This window comes from Streptomyces sp. MK7, from assembly GCF_032658145.1.
Lineage (GTDB): Bacteria > Actinomycetota > Actinomycetes > Streptomycetales > Streptomycetaceae > Streptomyces > Streptomyces spiralis.
This window is the reverse complement of sequence record NZ_JAVACL010000001.1, coordinates 201,003-220,513: the sequence shown is the minus strand read 5'-3', so window position 1 is coordinate 220,513 and position 19,511 is coordinate 201,003. Positions and strand designations below refer to the sequence as shown.

The following is a 19,511-nucleotide window of genomic DNA, read 5'->3' as shown; positions in this document are numbered from 1 at the left end:
GCGCCTTCGGGAGTGTTCGGCAATTCTCATCCCGTGCCAGTGTGTATTTCTGTGGTGGCGGGACTAGGTATCCGTGCCGGGCTCGTCCAGCTTCCGGCGCATTGCCCGGTTCAGGCTGAGGGCGTCGTCGAGCTGGTCCTCGAGGGAGACGATGCGGCACGCGGCCTCGACGGGGGTGCCCTGGTCGACCAGCTCGCGGGCCCGGGCGGCGATGCGCAACTGGCGGCGGGAGTACCGGCGGTGACCGCCTTCCGAACGCAGGGGAGTGATCAGCCCGGCTTCGCCGACGGTCCGGAGGAAGGCGGGGGTTGTGCCGAGAACGTCGGCGGCCCTTCCCATGGTGTAGGCGGGATAGTCGTCGTCGTCGAGGTTGCCGGCGACAGGGGTGTTCTCAGCGGGCATGGCACCTTCGTTTCGGGGGCGCGGCGACGGACCCGGGCGTGCCTGGCGCCGGTTCCCGAAGGAGCCGGCACCATCCGCGTCGCGCGACAACCCTAACTCCGGCAGGCATGAAGATGTGGGCTCGCCGTGGCAGATTTCCCTTTGCGTTCGGGCCGGACTCAATGCGCGGAGCGGCCTGGTTCCGACGTCGGACCGGCCGCGCACATGGGTGATGCGGCGACCCGTTCGGCCGCCTCCTGTGGCACGACCAGATCCCGGCCCCCATGTCCGGGTGCCCTCAGGACCACCGGGTCCACGATGAGGCGGAGCCGTGCGGGCAGGGCGGCGCGGGCCTCGGTCAGGCCGCGGGCCGGCGGCGCCACCGTCTGCCTGTCCAGTTCGCCGTGGCCCGGACGATACGGCACTCCTCGAAGAGCGCGGACGCTCAGCGCCGAGTGGACAACGGCACCCGCGAGGACGGTGGTTGGGGCCCGTCGGTCGTCCCTTCCGTAGGCTCCCAAGAGGCCGGGTGCCTCATTCCGCTTCCTCTGCCGACACATCGAGGCGGCCGGTTTCGGCGAGCGCCAGCATCCGTGCGGCGGTCAGCGGGTTGTCGGGGTCGGTGGCGGCGGCCAGTAGCCGGGCGGCTGTTTCAGCGGGCTCACCGGGCGGGACGACCAGGAGCACCCAGCGTCCCACGGTGCCGCAGTCCAGGGTGATGACGTGCGCCTCGCTTCCGGGCCCGGCCGGCTCCACGGCGATCACCCGGCCGGGTGCCATGACCGTGTTCGGGGCGTCGGGCCATTCGGCGGGGTCCACGCTGACCCGTACCGCGGCGCCCGAGCCCGGCTCCAAGGAGCCGATCAGCGAGGGGAGTTCGAGTTCCAGCGCGTCGCAGCGCGGCCACCAGGCCCCGTCCAGCGGGCCATGGCTGACGTCCGGGGTGAGGGCCAGGCGGGGCAGGGGCATGCGGTACGTGTGCGCTTGAGCCGCGGTCCCGCTTTCGGCCGGTGTGCCGCTGGGTTCCATCATGCGGTCCCGTCCCGGGAGCCGTGGGACGACTGCCCGTTTCGTCACTCGCCGGGAACGGCACCGCCGGTCGCGCTGCGCGAAATGCTCTCGGTACGGTCAGGCTACTCCCGGTGGAGGAGAACCGGGCGAGTCAGCCGTCCGACTGTGTCTCCTCCGCCTTCTCCCGGTCCTCTTGTTCCTCCTCCAGTTCCTCCATGAGGCGGACGCCCTCGTGCGTCAGTGCGACGGCCGCGGGGGTCCGGTGCGATGTCCAGTCGACGCTGATCAGGCCGTCGTCGGCCAGATAGGTGCAGGCTGCGGAGAGATCCTCGTCGGGCAGGCCCAGTTCGTCGCGGAGTACGGCCCCGCTGACTTCGGGGCGATTGTGTGCGACGGCCTCGTAGAGAGATCTCAGGACCGCTTTCCGGTTGGTCTTGCGTTGGCGAAGTGTCGTCATGGCTGTCGTTCTGCTGCTCACACCTCGTCCGTGTGCGTGCGGTCCTGCCGTGTCGGCCCGCCGGCCGCCGGCCAGGATCGCGCGGGTTGCGCGGTGTGCGCGGTGTCGATGGTGAGACGGAGACGGGTCGCTCCCTCGCGGCCGCGGGACAGCCGCGCTGCTCGGTCGAGGCGAAGCTGCTGCGGAACACTTCGGCGGCGCGGCGGGCGGCCTCCGGCGACGCGGCGACGATAGGGACCTCTGCGTGCTCCGCGGAGGGCAAGGGGTCTTGAGCCATACCCACCTCCTTCGGGCGCGACGAGCACGAAGCGGACGCTGCCGGGAGACGTCGGCGGACGGTACGCGGACCGTGCGCGCTGCACGGCGGTCCCGCCCCGGCGTTCCACGGCGGGTCCCCTCTGAAGCGTATGCCCGGCACGGGTGGCTGTGCTTGCCGATGTGCGTCCGGCGTCGTGGACGACCGCCGGGCGCTCCGATGTGTGTGCGGCCCGGCTACCCTTGCCCCATGTCCGAGCAGCCCAGCGCCGAGGTCGCGTCGTGCTCTCCCGGCCCCGCCGGTCGGGAGCCGGAGGCTCGCCTGCTCACCGAGGCTGTGACCCGGCTGCGGCGCGCGCTGCGCTCCTCGATCCGCACCGACTACCCGTGGGAGAGTCTGCCCATGGCGCAGGTCGAGCTGCTCCAGGTGCTCGGGGAGCACTCGCCCACGCGGATCAGTGACCTGGCCGCCCGCCGACGCCTTGCCCCGAGCACGGTCAGCGGGCTGATCGGGCAGATGATCACGGCAGGACTGGTCACGCGCGACGTGGACTCCGCCGACCGCCGGGCCTCCGTCGTCACTCTCACCGACGCCGGCCGTGAGCAGCTCGCGGCCTGGACCGCCGCTCACGAACGCCGTATCGACGCCGCTCTCGCCGAGCTGGACGACAGCTCCCGGGCGGCCATCACCGGCGCGCTGCCCGCCCTGTTCCAACTGGCCGAACGCCTCGGCGAGCCGGCCGAGGGCACCGCGGAGCAGTGACCGCCGCAGCGGCGCGCGGCCGGAGATCCCCGTCACGCGGGTGAGGGTCCGTCCGGAAGGGCTCTGCGCCTTCAACGGCGTGACAGGCGGGGCCTGCCCTTGGGCGTCTCCACGTTGAGCGACCGGCCTGGCCTCGCGGCTCGTGGTGGCATCGCGCGTTCATGCCTCGGGCTTTGTGTCCTCCCGGTGATCGGCCTCGTCGTCGGTGCCGCGAGGGCACCGGCGCCGACGGGAATCACTTCGGGCGCCGATATATTTGGTGGGCGATGCGTTCGGGCAAGCGCCTGCCCGGAGTCCGCATCACCCTCGGTGAGACGGGGGCTGACACACCGCACGCACAACGATCGGCCCGCAGCCCTCGAAGAACCACAGCCCTCGAAGAAGCCTGGAGCCACGACCGGATGTCGACCAGCGCCACCGCGATACGCACCGCAGCACACCGCGACCGGCTCCGCTGGTGGACCGAACTTCCGCTGCTCGCCGTCGTCTACGCCTTCTACTCCGGGATACGTCTGCTGATCAGAGGCGAGGCGGGTGACGCTGTGAGGAACGGGGTGGGCATCCTGCACGCCGAGCAACTGGCGCACCTGGACCCGGAGCACTGGTTCAACCGGCTCTTCTCGAACCATGCCCTCCTCGGCATACCCGCCGACTTCGCCTACGCGTCGCTGCACTACGTCATCACCCCCGCCGTCCTGGTCTGGCTGTGGCGCCGCCACGCGGAGCACTACCGGACGGCCCGCACATGGCTGATGATCTCCACCCTGATCGGCCTGGTCGGTTTCGCGGTGCTGCCCACTGCTCCGCCCCGGCTGCTGAGCGGTGGGCACGGCTTCATCGACACCATGGCCCGGTACAGCTCCTACGGCTGGTGGGGCACCGACGCCAGCGCGCCGCGGGGCCTGGGCCATCTCACCAACGAGTACGCGGCCATGCCGAGCCTGCACGTCGGCTGGTCGCTGTGGTGCGGACTCATACTTTTCCGTCTGGGGCGGCACTGGCCGGTGCGCACGCTGGGGATCGCCTACCCGGTGGTGACCACGCTCGTGGTCCTGGGCACGGCCAATCACTACCTCATGGACACAGCCGCCGGCGTCATGGTGATGGGCATCGGCTTCGCGCTCGCCGAGCCGGCGCTGCGCATCGTCGGCGCACGGTCCGTCCGCGGGCACGCGGGAAGGCGGGCCGTCCTCGCTTCGACGCAGGGCATGGCGGAATCGGCAGCGCGAGAAAGCCGGTTGTGACCCGACCGTTCGGTCACCCCGGCTGCGGTCACAGCGGTGTTCGAGACGGCGGCGTGATCAAGATGGCCGTTTTTCTACGTCTTGTAGTAGCTTGAGCGGTCGAGGACGGCCTGGCCGGAGTGCGAGGGAGGTGCCAGGTGGCGGGCGGCAGGGACGGCCGAGGGGAGGCCCGGCGGCGTGCGCGAGGTGAGCTGGAGGGTGAGGTGCTGGCCGCCTTGTGGGCGGCCGGCGGGCCGGTGACCGCCGCCGTGGTCCAGGAGCAGGTGCCCGATGCCGCGTACACGACGGTGCTGACGATCCTGACACGGTTGTGCGACAAGGGGCTGGTGACCCGGCAGCGGGAGGGGCGCAGCCATGTGTATGCGCCCGTGGAGGACCAGGCAGGGCATGCGGCGGCGGGGATGCACTCGCTGCTGGACGAGGGCGGGGACCGCGCGGAGGTGCTGGCCCGGTTCGTGTCGGATCTGTCGGCGGAGGACGAGCGGCTGCTGGAGCAGTTGCTGCACCGCGATGTCCCTGACCGGCTGCACCGCGATTCCCCTGACCGGGGGTGAGGCGTTGTTCCGGCCGGTGCCGATGTACCTGCCGTGCCGTTGCTGGCGAGCGCGGCGCCGGCGCCGGTTACCGGGCGTGCTGCGGGGCCGTACCGGATTCGGCGGTCAGCAGTGGCCGCAGCGCGCCGCGGTTCAGGGCCGCGACCAGTGGGGTGGCCCAGCGGCGCAGCGCGAGGCTGGTGAGGTAGGCGACGGGGAGGGCGAGGACGGCCGAGCCGAGGACGTCGTGGGGGTAATGGGCGCCGACGTAGACCCGGGTGAAGCCCTCGACCACGGCGAAGACCGCGGCGATGGCGCTCAGCCGGCGGTCCAGCAGGAACAGTGCGGCCACGGTCGCGGCGGCGGTGGTGGTGTGGCCGCTGGGGAAGGCGTAGTCCGTCGGTGCCGGGCAGGAGTCGACGAGGTAGGCGTGGGGCATCGACCGGCAGGGCCGCACCTCGCCCACGATCTTCTTGACCACCTCCGCGGCGGCGAACGCGGTCAGGACGGCGACCGGCGCGGCCAGCGCGACGGTCATCGCCTCGGTGCCGCGGCGACGCGCGCTCCACCACCCCATGACCATGAGTACCGCGAAGACACCCAGACCGAGGTTGGTCCACACCTCCATGGGGGTGTTGAGCCACTTGGTCTCGCGGGCGAAGTCCGTGACGGAGGTGAACAACGAGCCGTCGATGCCGGATCCGTCGAAGGCCAGTCGCGCGGTGGCGGCCGCGGTCATGGGCACGTCCTTCCTGTCAGCACGAGGCGACGCGGAACGGCCAGGCGCCGCCGGTGATTCCCACGCCCCGCGATGGCATGTCGATGGCATCACGGTGAACCGGGGGTGACCGTCGAGCCAATCTACTACATGTTGTAGAACATCGCTTCGGTCGCCCGGTCGCAGCACGCGCGCCCGCCTGGCAGGCGGGGGCCGTGCTCGTGACCGGGCCCCTCCCGAGGTGGGCGGGGCCGCTGTCGAGCCCCGCCGGGAAACCGGTCGGGCCGGCGGGCGTGGCGGTGGACCGCGCGTACGGCGAGTCCGTCTCGCGGTCGTCGCCCTCGAAGGAGGAGGCGCCGCCCGTTCTCACCGGCTCTCGCAGGAGGCGCCGCGTCGGTGACGGTGCCGGTACGACCGCCCCGTCGCGCCGCCCCTCCTGCTGTCTCCGCTCCGGATCGCCGCGAACCCCCTGAACGGTCCGGAGCGCGCCGTGTGTCACGGATGCCGGCCGGGGCCGGTGAAACTGGCCGTGGGTGTGGGGGACGTGCTGTCGGTGGCGCCACCGCCGCCGGTGGTGCCGCCGAGCAGGCCGCCGTCGCCCGCACCGCCGGTGCCGCCCGTGGTGGTGCCGGACGTGTCGCTCGGCGACGGGTCGGCGCAGACCTTCTTCGGCCCGTGGCACGCTTTGGTGGTGGCGCTCGGCATGGCCGAGGTGGCCGGTGCGGTCGGGCCGGCCGTCGGAGTGCTCGCGGTGGGGGAGGGCGTGGGGGACGGGGCGCCGTATTCGTCGGTGCTCCGGCCCAGCTGGGGTGCGGGCGGGAACTGCCGGACGGGCTGTCCCCGGAGGGCGGCCGTCATGTAGCCGGTCCATACTTCGGTGGGCATGTCGGCGCCGAAGACCTTGGAGTAGCCGCCGACGCCCTGCATCGACTGCAGGCCGGCGTTCTTCGGGTCCTCCTTGAACATGGCGACGGACGTGACCAGTTGCGGGGTGTAGCCGATGAACCAGGCGGACTTGTAGTCGTCGGTGGTGCCGGTCTTGCCGGCCGCCGGACGGCCCAGGGCCTGGGCGTTGGTGCCCGTGCCGTTCTTGACGACGTTCTGCAGGACGTCGGTGACGGTGTCGGCGGTCGAGGCGGGCATGGCCGTGGTGCCCTTGGGCTTGTCGAAGCCGGGCAGCGCCTGGCCGTCGGCGATGACCTTGGTCACCGAGTACGGCTCGTGCTGGACGCCGCCGTCGTCGAAGGTGGCGTACGCGTCGGCCATGCGGATCGCCGAGGGGGTCGAGGTGCCGATGTAGAAGCCGGGGGTGTCGTACTGCAGGCTCTTGCGCAGCAGGCCCGCCTTGAGGGCTTCGTTCTCCACGTTGTCGTAGCCGACGTACTCGCCGAGCTGGACGTAGGGCGTGTTGACCGACTGCTCCATGGCCTTGCGCAGGGTGATGTAACCCCATTTCGTGGGGACGTCGTTGTGCTGGTGGAGCAGCCCTGTGGGGTCGCCGGAGTCCGGCACTTCCCGGCCCTGCTGGTTCTTGATGGTGATGCCGTCGTCGCCGTCGAACTTGGAGGCGGGCGTGATCGGTGAGGGTGGTTGCCCCGGGGAGAGGACGGCGCCGTGGTCGAGGGCGGCGGCCAGGTCGATCGGCTTGAACGTGGAGCCGACCGGCACACCCTTGGCGTCCGCGTTGTTGGTCCAGTGGCCCTTGTCCCAGCCCGCCCCGCCGTACAGGGCCACGACCGCGCCGGTCGACGGGTCGATCGACGCCGCGCCGACCTGGACGTCCTTGTCGGCCGGGCGGTGCCCCGGGTTCAGGTGCTTCTTCTCCATCGCCGCGACGGACGCCGACAGCGCGTGAACCTTCTTCTTGTCGAAGGTGGTGTAGATCTGGTAGCCGCCGCGGCCGAGCTGCTGCTCGGTGACCGACGAGTGGGCCTCGACGTACTTCTTCGCGGTGTCCACCAGATAGCCGGTCTGCCCGGACATCCCCGCCGACGGCGAGTACGGCTTGGGCGTGGGGAACCCGGCGGCCAGGTACTGCTGTTCCTGGGCGTCGGTGATCTTGTGGATCTTGGCCATGCGCTGAAGGACGTACGTCCAGCGCGCCTTGGCCTGGGCCTTGGCCTGCGGGTCGGTGTCGGCGTGCATCAGCACGCTCGGCTCGTTGACCGTGGCGGCGATGAACGCGCCCTGGCTGACGGTCAGCTGGGAGGCGTGCTCGTGGTAGTAGACCCGGGCCGCGGCCTCGATGCCGTAGGCGTCCCGCCCGTAGTAGCAGCTGTTGAGGTATCCCTGCAGGATCTGCTGCTTGGACATCTGCCCGCCGATCTTCAGGGAGATCATGATCTCCCTGAGCTTGCGGGTGACCGACTGGTTCTGGTTGAGGTAGGTGTTCTTCACGAACTGCTGGGTGATGGTGGAGCCGGACTGCACCTCGCCGCCCGTGGCCATGTGGTAGACGGCACGGAGCATGCCCTGCGTGTCGATGCCGGGGTCGGTGTAGAAGGTGGCGTTCTCCGCGGCGAGGAAGTCCCACTGCACCAGCTTCGGGACCTGGGCGAGGTCGACGTTCTGCCGGTTGGTCGACCCTTGCGTGGCCATCACCGAGCCGTCGGACCAGTAGTAGGTGTTGCTCTGCTGCTGGGTGCTGGGGTTCGCGCTGGGGATCGTCGTCGTGGCGTAGGCGTAGCCGAAGAGGCCCACCAGGCCGCCGGAGAACAGCAGGAAGGTGCCGAGCACCTGTTTCCACGAGGGCAGCCAGCGGCGGACGCCCCGCTTGCCCGCTCGCGGGTAGTCGATGAAGCCGCGCCGGCCTGAGCGCCCGGCCCCCTCAGCGCCCCTGGCCGCTGCGCGCCGGCCCGGGCGTCCGGCCTCCGCGTGCCGCGTGCCCGCCGCGCGGCGGGCACGTCCGCCCCCGGCCCGGGCGGCCCTGCGTGCCTGGGCCCGGCCGCCGTGCGGTATGCCGTCCTGGTCGGACGGCACGGCCCTTCCCGACGGTCGGCGCCGGTGCTCACTCATACTCGCCACTCCTCAGCCAGGCACAGGCCCGCCCGCCGCCGGGAAGCCGACCGGTCCGCCCTGCTGCGGGGGGCGGTGGTTCCGGTCCGGGGCGGACCGACGCTCCGGACGCCGTTCTACAAGTTGTAAGACTAGGTGGTGCCTGATATGCGGTGACAACCGCCCCTGGCTGAATTCACACGGTGCCGGGGGAGGCGGCCCGTCGGCAGGGCCGGGGGTCACCGCGGTGCCGACGCTGTCCGGCCGCGTCCTCGGCCGGTGCCGCTGCGGAGGCGGCGGGCCCGGGGCAGGCCGGGTGTCCGGTGAGCAGCCGCCGGGGCAAGGAAGCCGACCGCGAGGGTGGCGGCTCCGGCGGCCGCGTCGGTGGTGCGGCGGGCCAGGAGCCCGAGGGTCAGGTTTCCGTTTTCCGGAGTGGGAGCCGCCGTCACGCCCGCTCCCGGGCGGGAGCGCCATCGGTGGCGACCGACGTCGGTGTTCCTTCCCCGTCCTCGCCGGGCGGGTACGGGGCGTCGTCGTCGGGGTGTGGGCGGCGGCTGACGATCAGGTACACCAGCGCGCCGGTGAACAGGGCGAGGGAGACGTAGTCGTTCAGACGCAGGCCCAGGAAGTGGTTGGCGTGGTCGATACGCAGCGCCTCGATCCAGGCCCGGCCGGCGGTGTAGGCGAGCACGTAGCAGGCGAACAGCCTTCCGCGCCGCAGCCGTCGGTGGTGGCGGCTGTCGAGCCACAGCAGCAGCGCCATGACACCGAGGTCCCACAGCGACTCGTACAGGAACGTCGGGTGGTAAAGGCTGATCGTGCCCATGTCGGCAGGGCGGTGGGCGGGGTCGATCCACAGCGCCCACGGCAGATGGGTGGGCCCGCCGTACAGCTCCTGGTTGAAGTAGTTGCCCCAGCGGCCGATCGCCTGGGCCAGCACCAGCCCCGGAGCGACGGCGTCGGCGAAGTCCGGCAGCTTGACCCCCCGGCGGCGGCAGCCGAGCCAGGCGCCGACCGCGCCGAGCGCCACCGCGCCCGGTATGCCCAGGCCGCCGTCCCAGATGAAGAAGGCGTGGAGAGGCTGCTTGCCGGCGGCGAAGTACAGCTCGGGGTCCGTGATCACGTGGTAGAGACGGCCGCCGAGGATGCCGAACGGCACCGCCCAGATCGCGATGTCCACGATGTCCTCGCGGCGCCCGCCCCTGGCCTCCCAGCGGTGGCCGGTGAGCCGTACGGCGACGAAGATGCCGGCCAGGATGCACAGCGCGTACGCCCTGATCGGCAGCGGCCCGAGATGCCACACCCCTTGGGAAGGGCTGGGGAGGTACGCCAGGTTCAAGGGTTCGACCGTTTCTCGCACGCACGGAACCCGGACTGTGAGCCGGGAGCGGAACCCGCCCGACAATACATCGGACACCGAACCTTCCGGGAGCGTGGAGCGGTGGGCGGGAGTCCGAGGCGCGGACGGTGGAACGGCACCGACGGGGAACAGGAGCCGGTGGTGCGAGCGCGTGACTCGGTGGTGGAGTCACCCGCCGGCTCGGCGTCATGACCGCCTCGCCCCTGCCGCAGCGCCTGCCCGCCGTGACCGCCGGCGGAGCCTGAGCGGCTTCGCTGCCGGAGGCCGGCAGCGAAGGACGGTCCGGCGTGCCCGCGGGCAGCCTGTCAGAGGCGTGTCAAGAACCGGTAAAGTTCCCTGCGGTGTGCCGGGAAGCCTGGTCGGCGAAGTGAGGAGAACTCTCTTTCCGATCGGGGGCCCGTCATGGTGCTGGTGCTGGTGTTCGGCGTCGCACTGCTGGTGGCGGTGCTGTTGTCGGGCCTCGCGGCCCGTACCGTGCTCTCCACGTCCTTTCTCTTCCTCGTCGGCGGGGCCCTGGTCAGCGACGGTTTCCTCGGACTGATCCACATCACGCCGGACAGCGGGATCGTCTCGGTCACAGCGGACCTGGCACTCTTCGCCGTGCTGTTCACCGACGGCATGCACGTCTCGTTCGCCAAACTGCGGGCGAACTGGCGCAACCCGGCCCGCGCGCTGGGGCTCGGCATGCCGCTCGCGTTCGTGTTCACGGCGCTGCTCACCCACTTCCTGGTCGGCCTCGACTGGACGACGTCGTTCCTGGTCGGCGCGGTGCTGGCGCCGACGGACCCGGTCTTCGCCTCCGCGATCGTGGGCCGCAAGGAGGTGCCGGCCAAGCTGCGCGAGCTGCTGAACGTGGAGAGCGGAGTCAACGACGGCCTCGCCCTGCCGGTGGTGCTGCTGCTGATCGCGGCCGCGGGGCCCGCTGTCGGACACGCGGGCGAGGCGTCGTTCGGGAAGATCGCCTTGGAGCTGCTGCTGGGCCTGCTGTTCGGCGTGGTGCTGCCGCTGCTCGTCAACGGGCTGGTGCGCTTCCGTCTGCTGGGCGCCGAGCCCAAGCTGCAGCCCCTGCTGCCCCTGGCCACCGGCATCATCCTGTACGCCGCCTGCCACCTCACCCACGCCAACCCCTACCTCGCGGCGTTCTCCGCCGGAGCGGTGCTGGCCGGGGTCTCTCCGGAGGCCGGGGAGGCGTTCGAACCGCTCGGCGAGGCGCTGGCGGAGCTGGCGAAGTTCGCGGCCCTGCTGGTGTTCGGCGCGCTGCTGACCCCCGCGCTCTTCGGTGGCCTGTCGCTGGGCGGGTATGTGGCGGTGGTGCTGGCCATCGTGCTGATCCGGCCCGCCTCGCTGCTGATCTCGCTGGTCGGGACCCGGTTCAGCCGTCGGGAGAAACTCACGGCGGCCTGGTTCGGGCCGAAGGGCTTCGCCTCCGTGCTCTACGGTCTGCTGGTTCTGCAGTCCGGCATCCCGCAGGCGCGGGAGGCGTACACGCTGATCGCGGTGTGCATCGCCTTCTCGATCGTCGCGCACAGCTCCACCGATGTGCCGATCGCCCGGATGTTCGACGTGGAGGACCTCGTCGGCATCCCGGACGACGACGACCATGACCGTGCGCCGGCCGCCGTGCAGGGCGCCCGGACCCACTGAGCGACCAACCGGAGGACCGTGAACGACTGGCACAGCTGGGCGGCGATCGTCGTCTTCGTCGGCGCCTACGCCCTGATCATCAGCGAGAAGATCCACCGCGTCGCCGTGGCCCTGGGCGGCGCGGGCCTGATGCTGGCGATCGGGGCGACCGACGACGTCTCGGCGTTCTACTCCGAGGACTCCGGCATCGACTGGAACGTCATCTTCCTGCTCATGGGCATGATGATGATCGTCGGCGTGCTCAAGAAGACCGGCATGTTCGAATACCTGGCCATCTGGGCGGTCAAACGTGCCCGGGCCCAGCCCTTCCGGGTGATGGCCATGCTCGTCGTCATCACCGCGCTCGCCTCGGCCCTGCTCGACAACGTGACGACGGTCCTGCTGATCGCCCCGGTGACCCTGCTGGTGTGCGAGCGCCTGGCCCTGCCCGCCGCCCCGTTCCTGATCGCCGAGGTGCTCGCGTCGAACATCGGCGGCACGGCGACACTGGTCGGCGACCCGCCGAACATCATCATCGCCAGCCGGGCGGGCCTGACCTTCAACGACTTCCTCGTGCACCTCGCCCCGCTGGCCGCCGTTCTGGTCGTCGTCCTGCTGCTGTTGTGCCGGGTGATGTTCCGCAAGTCGTTCGTCTACGACGAGGAACGCGCCAACGAGATCATGGCGCTGGAGGAGCGCGAGGCCATCAAGGACCGGCGCCTGCTGGTGCAGGGGCTGATCGTGCTGGCCCTGGTGGTGGCCGGCTTTGTCCTGCACCCGGTCCTGCACTACGAGCCCAGCATCGTGGCCCTCCTGGGCGCCGGGCTGCTGGTCGCCCTGTCGTCGGTGGAGACCCACGAGGTCCTCACCGAGGTGGAGTGGCCCACGCTGGCCTTCTTCGCGGGCCTGTTCATCATGATCGGCGGCCTCATCGACACCGGCGTCGTCGGCGAGATCTCGGCGCAGCTCGCGAAGGCCATCGGGGACAACGAACTGGGCGGCTCGATGACCCTGCTCGGCGGCTCCGCGGTGCTGTCCGGGATCGTCGACAACATCCCCTACGTCGCCACCATGGCCCCCATCACCAGCGACCTGGTCCGCGACATGGGCGGCTCCTCCACCCACGTCCTGTGGTGGGCGCTCGCCCTCGGCGCCGACCTCGGCGGCAACGCCACCGCCATCGGCGCCAGCGCCAACGTCGTCGTCCTCGGCATCGCCGAACGCAACCGGCAGGCCATCTCCTTCTGGCAGTTCACCAAATACGGTCTCGTGGTCACGGCCGCGACGGTGGCCATCGCTCTTGCCTACGTATGGCTCCGGTACTTCGCCCTCGCGTGATGGCTGCGCGGACCTCGGCGCGACCACGCCACGCGGAGCGACGCCGTCGACCGTGTGCCGCCGTAAGGTGTGCGACCGGGATCTTCGCCCACCTCGACGACGACCCGTGCAGCAGCGGACTCGGAAGGGACAACACGTGACGGGAGCGGTGTCACGGGCGCGGCCGTGGTCGGTGCTGCTGGCCGCGCATCCGGCGCGTGCGGTCGTTCTGGCGTTCGCGCTGGTGATCCTGGCCGGAACGGCGCTGCTGGCGCTGCCGGTCGCCTCACAGGAAGACGCCGCGACCGGTGTGGTCACCGCTCTGTTCACCTCCACGTCGGCGGTGTGCGTCACGGGTCTGGCGGTCGTGGACACGGGCACCTACTGGAGCGGCTTCGGCCAGGGCGTGATCCTCGCGCTGATCCAGGTGGGCGGCTTCGGCATCATGACGATGGCGTCGTTGCTGGCACTGCTGGTCTCGGGGCGGCTGCGCCTGCGGATGCAGCTGACCGCGCAGGCCGAGACCAAGAGCCTCGGCATCGGAGACGTACGACGGGTCCTGCTCGGTGTCGCCGGCACCACACTGATCGTCGAGGTCGCGACCGGAGCCGTGCTGGCGCTGCGCTTCCGGTTCGGCTACGGCGAGAACATCGGCGACGCCGTGTATCTGGGCTACTTCCACGCCGTGTCGGCGTTCAACAACGCCGGGTTCGGACTGCACGCGGACAGCATCACGCGGTACGCACAGGACGCCTGGGTCACGGTGCCGATCGCCGTCGCCGTGATCCTGGGCGGCATCGGCTTCCCCGTCCTGCTGGAGATCCTCCGGCACCGCCACCGCAGCCGCACCACCGGGCGCCGCAACTGGACGCTGCACACCAAGCTCACCGTCCTGACCACGGCCGTCCTGCTGGCCACCGGAACCGTACTGACCTGCCTGCTGGAATGGACGAACCCCGCGACGCTCGGCCCGCACCCCACCGCCGGGAAGATCCTCGACGGTTTCTTCCACTCGGCGATGACCCGCACGGCGGGGTTCAACGCGGTCGACGTCGGCGCGATGCACGCCTCGACCCTGCTGATGACGTGCGCGCTGATGTTCATCGGGGGAGGCAGCGCCGGAACGGCGGGCGGCATCAAGGTGACCACGTTCGCGGTGCTGGCCGCCGCCATGGCCGCCGAGGTGCGCGGCGAACCGACCTCGACCATGATGGGCCGCCGCCTCGCCCCGCACACCCTGCGCCAGGCCCTGACCGTGGCGCTCCTGAGCGTGGGGCTGGTCATGGGAGCCACGCTCGTCCTGCTCACGCTCGCCGAGCACCCGCTGGAGAAGGTCCTGTTCGAGGTCGTCTCCGCGTTCGCCACCGTGGGTCTGTCCACCGGCGTCACCGCCGACCTGCCGACCACCGGACACCTGCTGCTGACCGCCCTGATGTTCATCGGCCGCCTCGGCCCCATCACCCTCGTCTCGGCGCTCGCCCTGCGCGAGCGCACCCGCCGCTACGAACTGCCCGAGGAGCGACCCGTCATTGGCTGACGTCCTGCACTTCCTGCACTTCCTGCGCCGCCGGCGCGACGAGCGTCCGGCCGAGACACACGCCCGGACCACCGCGGACCAGCGGGTCGCCGTCATCGGCCTGGGCCGCTTCGGCTACTCACTGGCCAACGAGCTGATGCAGCGCGGCTGGGACGTGCTCGGCCTCGACACCGATCCCCGCCTGGTGCAGAAGCACAGCGACGCCCTCACCCACGCGGCCGTCGCGGACTGCACCGACGCCGAGGCGCTGCGGCAGCTCGGCGTCCACGAGTTCACCAGCGCTGTCGTCGCCATCGGCAGCGACATAGAGGCCAGCATCCTGGTCAGCGCCAACCTGCTGGAGGCCCGGGTGCCCAACATCTGGGCCAAGGCCGTCAGCCGCCAGCACGGCCAGATCCTCGAACGCCTCGGTGTCCACCACGTCGTCCTGCCCGAACACGAGATGGGGGAGCGCGTCGCCCATCTCGTCACCGGCCGGATGCTCGACTTCATCGAGTTCGACGACGACTACGCCCTGGTCAAGACCATCGCCCCGACGGCCATCACCGGTCTGCCGCTCGGGCACAGCCAGGTGCGCGGCCGGTACGGCGTCACCGTGGTCGGCATCAAGCGCCCGGGTGAGGACTTCACCTACGCCACCGCCGAGACGGTCGTGCAGAAGGGCGACGTGATCGTCGTGACCGGCAAGACGCACGCCGTGGAGAGCTTCGCCGAACTCGGCTGAGCACCGTCGGCAGCCGCCGTATCAAGGGCGCAGGCAAGCGCCGTGTCGAGGGTGCCGGCAAGGAGGAGGCCGACGAGCGTCCGACGGCCCCGATCGAGCAGGTCTTCGCCCGCCGGCCGACGCCAGGGGTCCGCGCCGGCGACTGATGGTCCTGCCCGGCGCGTGACGAGGATCGAACTCGCGCTCTCAGCTTGGGAAGCGACGGCGCTTGGCCGATGGAACGGCCTCTGACCTGTGCGGATTCGTTGTGCTGTCGTCGTCGCACAGGGGCCGGGCGTCCGTGGTTGACCGTGGGTGTCCGCACTTACCGGCACGCATGGGGCACACGCGCACCCTCGAAGCTCCGGGCCGTGGTCCCCCGCCGGGATGTCGTAGGTGAACCAGCGCCTGCCCGCCGTAACCGCGGAAGGCGCACTGGGCGGGGCTCTGGGACGGTTGGCACCCAGGCGTGCGCCGACCCCGTTGTCACCACCCTCGGGCCGGGGACGGCGAGGTTGCGGAGCTCGTCCAAGGGTCCAAGCATGGTTTCAGGGCATGTCGGAAGACACGTCCCGGGAGGACATGAGAGCCATGACGATTCCTGCGCCCCGAACCGCCGGCCGTCGCCGGACAAGGCGCACTCGACGGGCAAGCGTGCGATCGGCATGACCGACGACGACCGGCCGCTGCGCTGTCTGGTCACCGGCGCCACCGGTTACCTGGGCGGAAGGCTGGTGCCGGAGTTGCTGGCCGCCGGGCATTCCGTGCGCTGCCTGGCCCGATCTCCCGGCAAGCTGCGGGACCATCCGTGGGCCGGGCGGGCCGAGGCCGTGCGCGGGGACGTGACGGACGAGGAGTCCGTGCGCGCGGCCATGGAGGGCATGGACGTCGCGTACTACCTCGTGCACGCGCTGGGCACCGGTCGGGGCTTCGAGGAGACCGACCGGCGGGCGGCCACGATCTTCGGTGAGCAGGCGCGTGCCGCCGGAATCCGCCGGATCGTCTACCTCGGCGGTCTGAGCCCTTCCGGAGTACCCGAGCACGCGCTCTCACCCCATCTGCGGTCCCGCGCCGAAGTGGGCCGCATCCTCCTGGCCTCGGGCGTGCCGACCGCCGTACTGCGGGCAGCCGTGATCATCGGGTCGGGTTCGGCCTCGTTCGAGATGCTGCGCCATCTGACCGAGCGGCTGCCCGTGATGGTGACCCCGAGCTGGGTGCGCACCCGCATCCAGCCCATCGCCGTCCGCGACGTGCTGCGCCTCCTCGTGGGATGCGCGAGGCTGCCGTACGACGTGAACCGCGCCTTCGACATCGGCGGACCGGACATCGTCACGTACGAGGAGATGATGCGGCGGTACGCCGTCGTCGCCGGTCTGCCGAAGCGCGTCATCGTGCCCGTTCCGCTGCTCACCCCCCGGCTGTCCAGCCTCTGGGTCGGTCTGGTCACCCCGGTGCCGGGCGCTCTCGCGCGTCCGCTGGTCGAGTCGCTGAAACACGAGGTGGTCTGTACCGAGCGGGACATCGTCCGTTACGTCCCGGACCCGCCGGAAGGACCCGTCACCCTGGACCGGGCGATCCGGCTGGCTCTGAGGCGCGTGCAGGACGCGGACGTTGCCACCAGGTGGTCCTCGGCCTCGACTCCGCGCGCCCCCAGCGACCCGCTGCCCACCGACCCCGACTGGGCGGGCGGGAGCCTCTACACGGACCACCGCGAGCGCACGGTCGCGGCGTCGCCACAGGCGCTGTGGCGGGTGGTGGAGGCGATCGGCGGCGAGAACGGTTGGTACTCCTCGCCGCTGGCCTGGTCCCTGCGGGGCTGGCTCGACACCCTGGTGGGCGGTGTCGGCCTGCGCCGGGGCCGCCGGGACGCGACCCGGCTGCGCGTCGGAGACAGCCTGGACTTCTGGCGAGTGGAGGAGATCGAGTCGGGCCGGCTGCTCCGGTTGCGCGCGGAGATGCGGCTGCCTGGCCTGGCCTGGCTGGAGATGACCGTCGACCGGGATCCACAGGGGCGCACGGTGTACCGGCAGCGGGCCCTGTTCCATCCGCACGGCCTGGCCGGGCACGCCTACTGGTGGGGCGTGGCCCCCTTCCACGCCGCGGTCTTCGGCGGCATGGCCCGCAACATCGCCGCCGCGGCCGAATCGGTCGCCCCTGAACCGGCCCGTACGCACTGAGGGGGCTCAAGGACCGTGCGCGTCTCGGTCGCCTTGTTCACCGCCGACCTGCGGGTGCACGACAACCCGGTCCTCCAGGCCGCTGTGAAGGACGCGGACCGGGTGGTCCCGCTCTTCGTCGTCGACACCGGTATCCGCCGCACCGGCTTCGCCGGACCCAACCGCGCGGCGTTCCTCGCCGACAGCCTGGCCGACCTCGACGCGGCCCTGCGGGCGCGGGGCGGCCGGCTGGTGGTGCGCGTCGGCGACGTGGTCGAGGAGACCTGCCGGGTGGCGGCGGAGACCGGGGCGGCCGTGGTGCACATCGCGGGCGGGGTGAGCCGCTACGCGGCACGGCGCGAGGACCGGCTGCGTACGGAGCTGGCCGGCGACCGGCGCGAACTACGTGTTCACGACGCCTCGTTGACGGTCGTGCCGCCGGGGGCACTGACACCGGCGGGCAAGGGCCACTTCGCCGTCTTCACCCCCTACTTCCGCCGATGGGAGAGCTTCCCCGTGCGCGGCGTCCTGCCGGCACCGGACGCCGTTCGGCTACCGGACGTAGGCTCGGTCGGCCTTCCTCGCGCACAGTCCCTCGCATCGGGCTCCGCGTCACCCGACCTGCCCGTCGGCGGGGAATCCGAGGCCCGCCGCAGGCTGCGGTCATGGCTGGCGGGCCCGCTGTCCGCATACGGCGACCGGCACGACGACCTGGCTGCCGACGCGACCTCCCGGCTCTCCCCTTACCTGCACTTCGGCTGCCTCTCACCCACCGAACTGCTGCGCCGGACCCACGCCCAGAACAATCCCGGGGCGCATGCCTTCGTCCGCCAGCTCGCCTGGCGGGACTTCCACCACCAGGTCCTGGCGGCCCGGCCCGACGCTGCCGACCACGACTACCGGCCCCGACACGACCGATGGCGCCACGCCACGAAGGAGTTCGAAGCCTGGCAGGACGGCCTCACGGGCTACCCCGTTGTGGACGCCGCCCTGCGGCAGCTTCGCCACCAGGGCTGGATGCCGGGCCGGGCCCGCCTGCTCGCGGCCGGCTTTCTCGCCAAGACGCTGTACGTGGACTGGCGGGCGGGAGCCCGCCACTTCCTGGACCTCCTTGTCGACGGCGACGTGGCGAACAACCAGCTCAACTGGCAATGGGTCGCCGGGACCGGCACGGACACCCGCCCGAACCGGCTCCTGAACCCGCTCGTCCAGGCACGCCGGTACGACCCCGACGGGGAGTACGTACGCCGCTGGCTCCCCGAGCTCCGCCACCTCGACGCCACCGCGGTCCACCGCGTCCCCCACCTCGACGCAGCCGCCCGTGCGGGACTGGACTACCCCGCCCCGATCGTGGATCTCGCGGCGGCCGCCGCCCGTTTCAGGGAGCGGCGGAGAGCCGACTGACCGGGCAAAGACCAACCCCAGGCCGCAGACCTGGGGTCTCACATGGAGCGGGTGACGAGAACCGAACTCGCGCTCTCAGCTTGGGAAGCGACGGCACTTGACTGGTCGTATATCTCCTCACCTGCGGTTTTGCCCTCTTGTCCGGTTGCGGAGAGGGCAGCGAGGCACCGGTGTTCACCGCGATTGCCCGGTCTTGAGGGCACGCTATGGGCACGCCGTCGGGCAGAGGCACCGGAAAGGTCCCGCGAATGCCGGCGGGCCGGCCAAGCCCTGTGAACCGGCGTCGGTCCCATGGGCGCCGTTGCAGGAGCATACGGGCGCGTGGATGGAGGTCGCACCGGCCGCCGGGAGGCCGGCCGCTTGGCGTCGACCGTGGCGGGAGTGGTGTGCAGGGCCAACGTGACGGGCCGCCGGGGCGCGCGGCAGCGCGCAGCCGGTCCGGGCCGCCACGTAGGCGCTCTGGTCCCGGGCTCAGTTGGCGCGCAGGCGTGCCAGCGTCGCATCGAGGTCGGCCTTGCGGGGCCGGTTGTAGGGGAGCTTGGCGAGCATGGCGGCCATGCCGCAGGTGTTGGTCACGGCGGAGAAGACCAGGCCGCCCGCGATGCCGGCGGACAGCAGTCGGAAGGCCGGGTGGACGAGTTCGCCCAGTGCCAGGCCGAGCAGGACGACCGAGCCGGCGGTGAGGCGGACCTGGCGTTCCATGCCCCAGGTCGCCTTCGTGCTTCCCTCGGGCCGGTGCAGGTCATGGCCCTGGGCCGCCCAGGCGCCGGTGCCGCCGGCGAGCGTGGCGGTGTGGATGCCTGCGTCCGCGAGCATCCGGCACGCGTTCTCGGAGCGGGCGCCGGAGGCGCAGACGACGAGGACCTCGCCGCGCTGGGCGGCTGTGCGGATGTCCGGCAGTGCCCGGTCGAGCTGGTCCAGAGGGATGTTCAGGGCGCCGGGTATGTGGCCGCCGGCGTACTCGCCGGGGGTGCGGACGTCGATGACGGTGAGTTCCTGCAGGCGGCTGCGGGCCTGGCGGGGGTCGAGGGCGGTGGGGGTGGTCATGGCGAATG

Annotated in this window: 16 protein-coding genes; 9 read left to right on the top strand and 7 right to left on the bottom strand. The window is 71.4% G+C overall.

Annotated features, from left to right (window positions below):
• Positions 1-63 precede the first annotated feature (63 nt).
• The 3 genes from R2S09_RS00950 to R2S09_RS00940 form a co-directional block, all read right to left on the bottom strand.
• Positions 64-402 (bottom strand): MerR family transcriptional regulator, encoded by a 339-nt coding sequence (locus tag R2S09_RS00950; RefSeq protein WP_316739224.1) that lies wholly within the window; start codon positions 400-402, stop codon positions 64-66.
• A gap of 513 nt (positions 403-915) precedes the next feature.
• Positions 916-1,350: a DUF5994 family protein gene (locus R2S09_RS00945; protein ID WP_316739223.1), complete on the bottom strand. Its 435-nt coding sequence runs from the start codon at positions 1,348-1,350 to the stop codon at positions 916-918.
• Positions 1,351-1,543: 193 nt separating this feature from the next.
• Positions 1,544-1,849, bottom strand: coding sequence for a hypothetical protein (locus tag R2S09_RS00940; protein ID WP_306184803.1), 306 nt, complete (start codon positions 1,847-1,849; stop codon positions 1,544-1,546).
• Positions 1,850-2,354: 505 nt separating this feature from the next.
• Between R2S09_RS00940 and R2S09_RS00935 the strand changes: the two genes are divergently transcribed.
• The 3 genes from R2S09_RS00935 to R2S09_RS00925 all read left to right on the top strand — a co-directional run bounded on the left by R2S09_RS00935 (position 2,355) and on the right by R2S09_RS00925 (position 4,665).
• On the top strand, positions 2,355-2,867 hold the full coding sequence (locus R2S09_RS00935; RefSeq protein WP_306184804.1) for a MarR family winged helix-turn-helix transcriptional regulator: 513 nt from the start codon (positions 2,355-2,357) through the stop codon (positions 2,865-2,867).
• 401 nt (positions 2,868-3,268) lie between these two features.
• Entirely contained in the window at positions 3,269-4,111 is an 843-nt protein-coding gene (locus R2S09_RS00930; protein ID WP_316739221.1) for a phosphatase PAP2 family protein, read from the top strand.
• A gap of 137 nt (positions 4,112-4,248) precedes the next feature.
• Positions 4,249-4,665 carry a BlaI/MecI/CopY family transcriptional regulator gene (locus R2S09_RS00925; protein WP_306184807.1) on the top strand — a complete coding sequence of 139 codons (417 nt, stop codon included), beginning with the start codon at positions 4,249-4,251 and terminating at the stop codon, positions 4,663-4,665.
• A 67-nt stretch (positions 4,666-4,732) separates the two neighbouring features.
• Here the strand turns inward: R2S09_RS00925 and R2S09_RS00920 are convergent, their stop codons facing one another.
• The 3 genes from R2S09_RS00920 to lgt form a co-directional block, all read right to left on the bottom strand.
• Entirely contained in the window at positions 4,733-5,383 is a 651-nt protein-coding gene (locus tag R2S09_RS00920; protein WP_316739219.1) for a phosphatase PAP2 family protein, read from the bottom strand.
• A 474-nt stretch (positions 5,384-5,857) separates the two neighbouring features.
• Positions 5,858-8,377 (bottom strand): transglycosylase domain-containing protein, encoded by a 2,520-nt coding sequence (locus R2S09_RS00915; protein WP_316739217.1) that lies wholly within the window; start codon positions 8,375-8,377, stop codon positions 5,858-5,860.
• Positions 8,378-8,801: 424 nt separating this feature from the next.
• Positions 8,802-9,695: a prolipoprotein diacylglyceryl transferase gene (gene lgt / locus R2S09_RS00910; protein WP_316739215.1), complete on the bottom strand. Its 894-nt coding sequence runs from the start codon at positions 9,693-9,695 to the stop codon at positions 8,802-8,804.
• A gap of 423 nt (positions 9,696-10,118) precedes the next feature.
• Between lgt and R2S09_RS00905 the strand changes: the two genes are divergently transcribed.
• The 6 genes from R2S09_RS00905 to R2S09_RS00880 all read left to right on the top strand — a co-directional run bounded on the left by R2S09_RS00905 (position 10,119) and on the right by R2S09_RS00880 (position 18,456).
• Positions 10,119-11,360 (top strand): cation:proton antiporter, encoded by a 1,242-nt coding sequence (locus R2S09_RS00905; RefSeq protein ID WP_316739214.1) that lies wholly within the window; start codon positions 10,119-10,121, stop codon positions 11,358-11,360.
• Between the two features lie 18 nt (positions 11,361-11,378).
• Positions 11,379-12,677 carry an ArsB/NhaD family transporter gene (locus R2S09_RS00900; RefSeq protein WP_316739212.1) on the top strand — a complete coding sequence of 433 codons (1,299 nt, stop codon included), beginning with the start codon at positions 11,379-11,381 and terminating at the stop codon, positions 12,675-12,677.
• Between the two features lie 136 nt (positions 12,678-12,813).
• A complete protein-coding gene (locus tag R2S09_RS00895) occupies positions 12,814-14,193 on the top strand; it encodes a potassium transporter TrkG (RefSeq protein WP_316739210.1) in 1,380 nt (459 codons plus the stop codon).
• Entirely contained in the window at positions 14,186-14,917 is a 732-nt protein-coding gene (locus R2S09_RS00890) for a TrkA family potassium uptake protein (RefSeq protein ID WP_316739208.1), read from the top strand. The genes R2S09_RS00895 and R2S09_RS00890 overlap by 8 nt, the downstream gene beginning before the upstream one ends.
• Before the next feature lie 644 nt (positions 14,918-15,561).
• The gene (locus tag R2S09_RS00885) at positions 15,562-17,073 is read left to right on the top strand and encodes an SDR family oxidoreductase (RefSeq protein ID WP_316739207.1); all 1,512 of its coding nucleotides are present in this window, start codon (positions 15,562-15,564) and stop codon (positions 17,071-17,073) included.
• Between the two features lie 15 nt (positions 17,074-17,088).
• The gene (locus tag R2S09_RS00880) at positions 17,089-18,456 is read left to right on the top strand and encodes a deoxyribodipyrimidine photo-lyase (protein ID WP_306184820.1); all 1,368 of its coding nucleotides are present in this window, start codon (positions 17,089-17,091) and stop codon (positions 18,454-18,456) included.
• Positions 18,457-18,927: 471 nt separating this feature from the next.
• On the opposite strand, the gene R2S09_RS00875 is transcribed toward R2S09_RS00880, so the two are convergent.
• The gene (locus R2S09_RS00875) at positions 18,928-19,503 is read right to left on the bottom strand and encodes a rhodanese-like domain-containing protein (RefSeq protein ID WP_306184822.1); all 576 of its coding nucleotides are present in this window, start codon (positions 19,501-19,503) and stop codon (positions 18,928-18,930) included.
• Positions 19,504-19,511 lie beyond the last annotated feature (8 nt).

Excerpts from the sequence above, each read along its gene's own strand:
- R2S09_RS00875 (WP_306184822.1), bottom strand. The coding sequence starts at position 19,503 with ATGACCACCCCCACCGCCCTCGACCCCCGCCAGGCCCGCAGCCGCCTG.
- R2S09_RS00935 (WP_306184804.1), top strand. The coding sequence starts at position 2,355 with ATGTCCGAGCAGCCCAGCGCCGAGGTCGCGTCGTGCTCTCCCGGCCCC.
- R2S09_RS00950 (WP_316739224.1), bottom strand. The coding sequence starts at position 402 with ATGCCCGCTGAGAACACCCCTGTCGCCGGCAACCTCGACGACGACGAC.
- R2S09_RS00920 (WP_316739219.1), bottom strand. The coding sequence starts at position 5,383 with ATGACCGCGGCCGCCACCGCGCGACTGGCCTTCGACGGATCCGGCATC.
- R2S09_RS00885 (WP_316739207.1), top strand. The coding sequence starts at position 15,562 with ATGACCGACGACGACCGGCCGCTGCGCTGTCTGGTCACCGGCGCCACC.
- R2S09_RS00940 (WP_306184803.1), bottom strand. The coding sequence starts at position 1,849 with ATGACGACACTTCGCCAACGCAAGACCAACCGGAAAGCGGTCCTGAGA.
- R2S09_RS00905 (WP_316739214.1), top strand. The coding sequence starts at position 10,119 with ATGGTGCTGGTGCTGGTGTTCGGCGTCGCACTGCTGGTGGCGGTGCTG.
- R2S09_RS00930 (WP_316739221.1), top strand. The coding sequence starts at position 3,269 with ATGTCGACCAGCGCCACCGCGATACGCACCGCAGCACACCGCGACCGG.
- R2S09_RS00915 (WP_316739217.1), bottom strand. The coding sequence starts at position 8,377 with ATGAGTGAGCACCGGCGCCGACCGTCGGGAAGGGCCGTGCCGTCCGAC.
- R2S09_RS00945 (WP_316739223.1), bottom strand. The coding sequence starts at position 1,350 with ATGCCCCTGCCCCGCCTGGCCCTCACCCCGGACGTCAGCCATGGCCCG.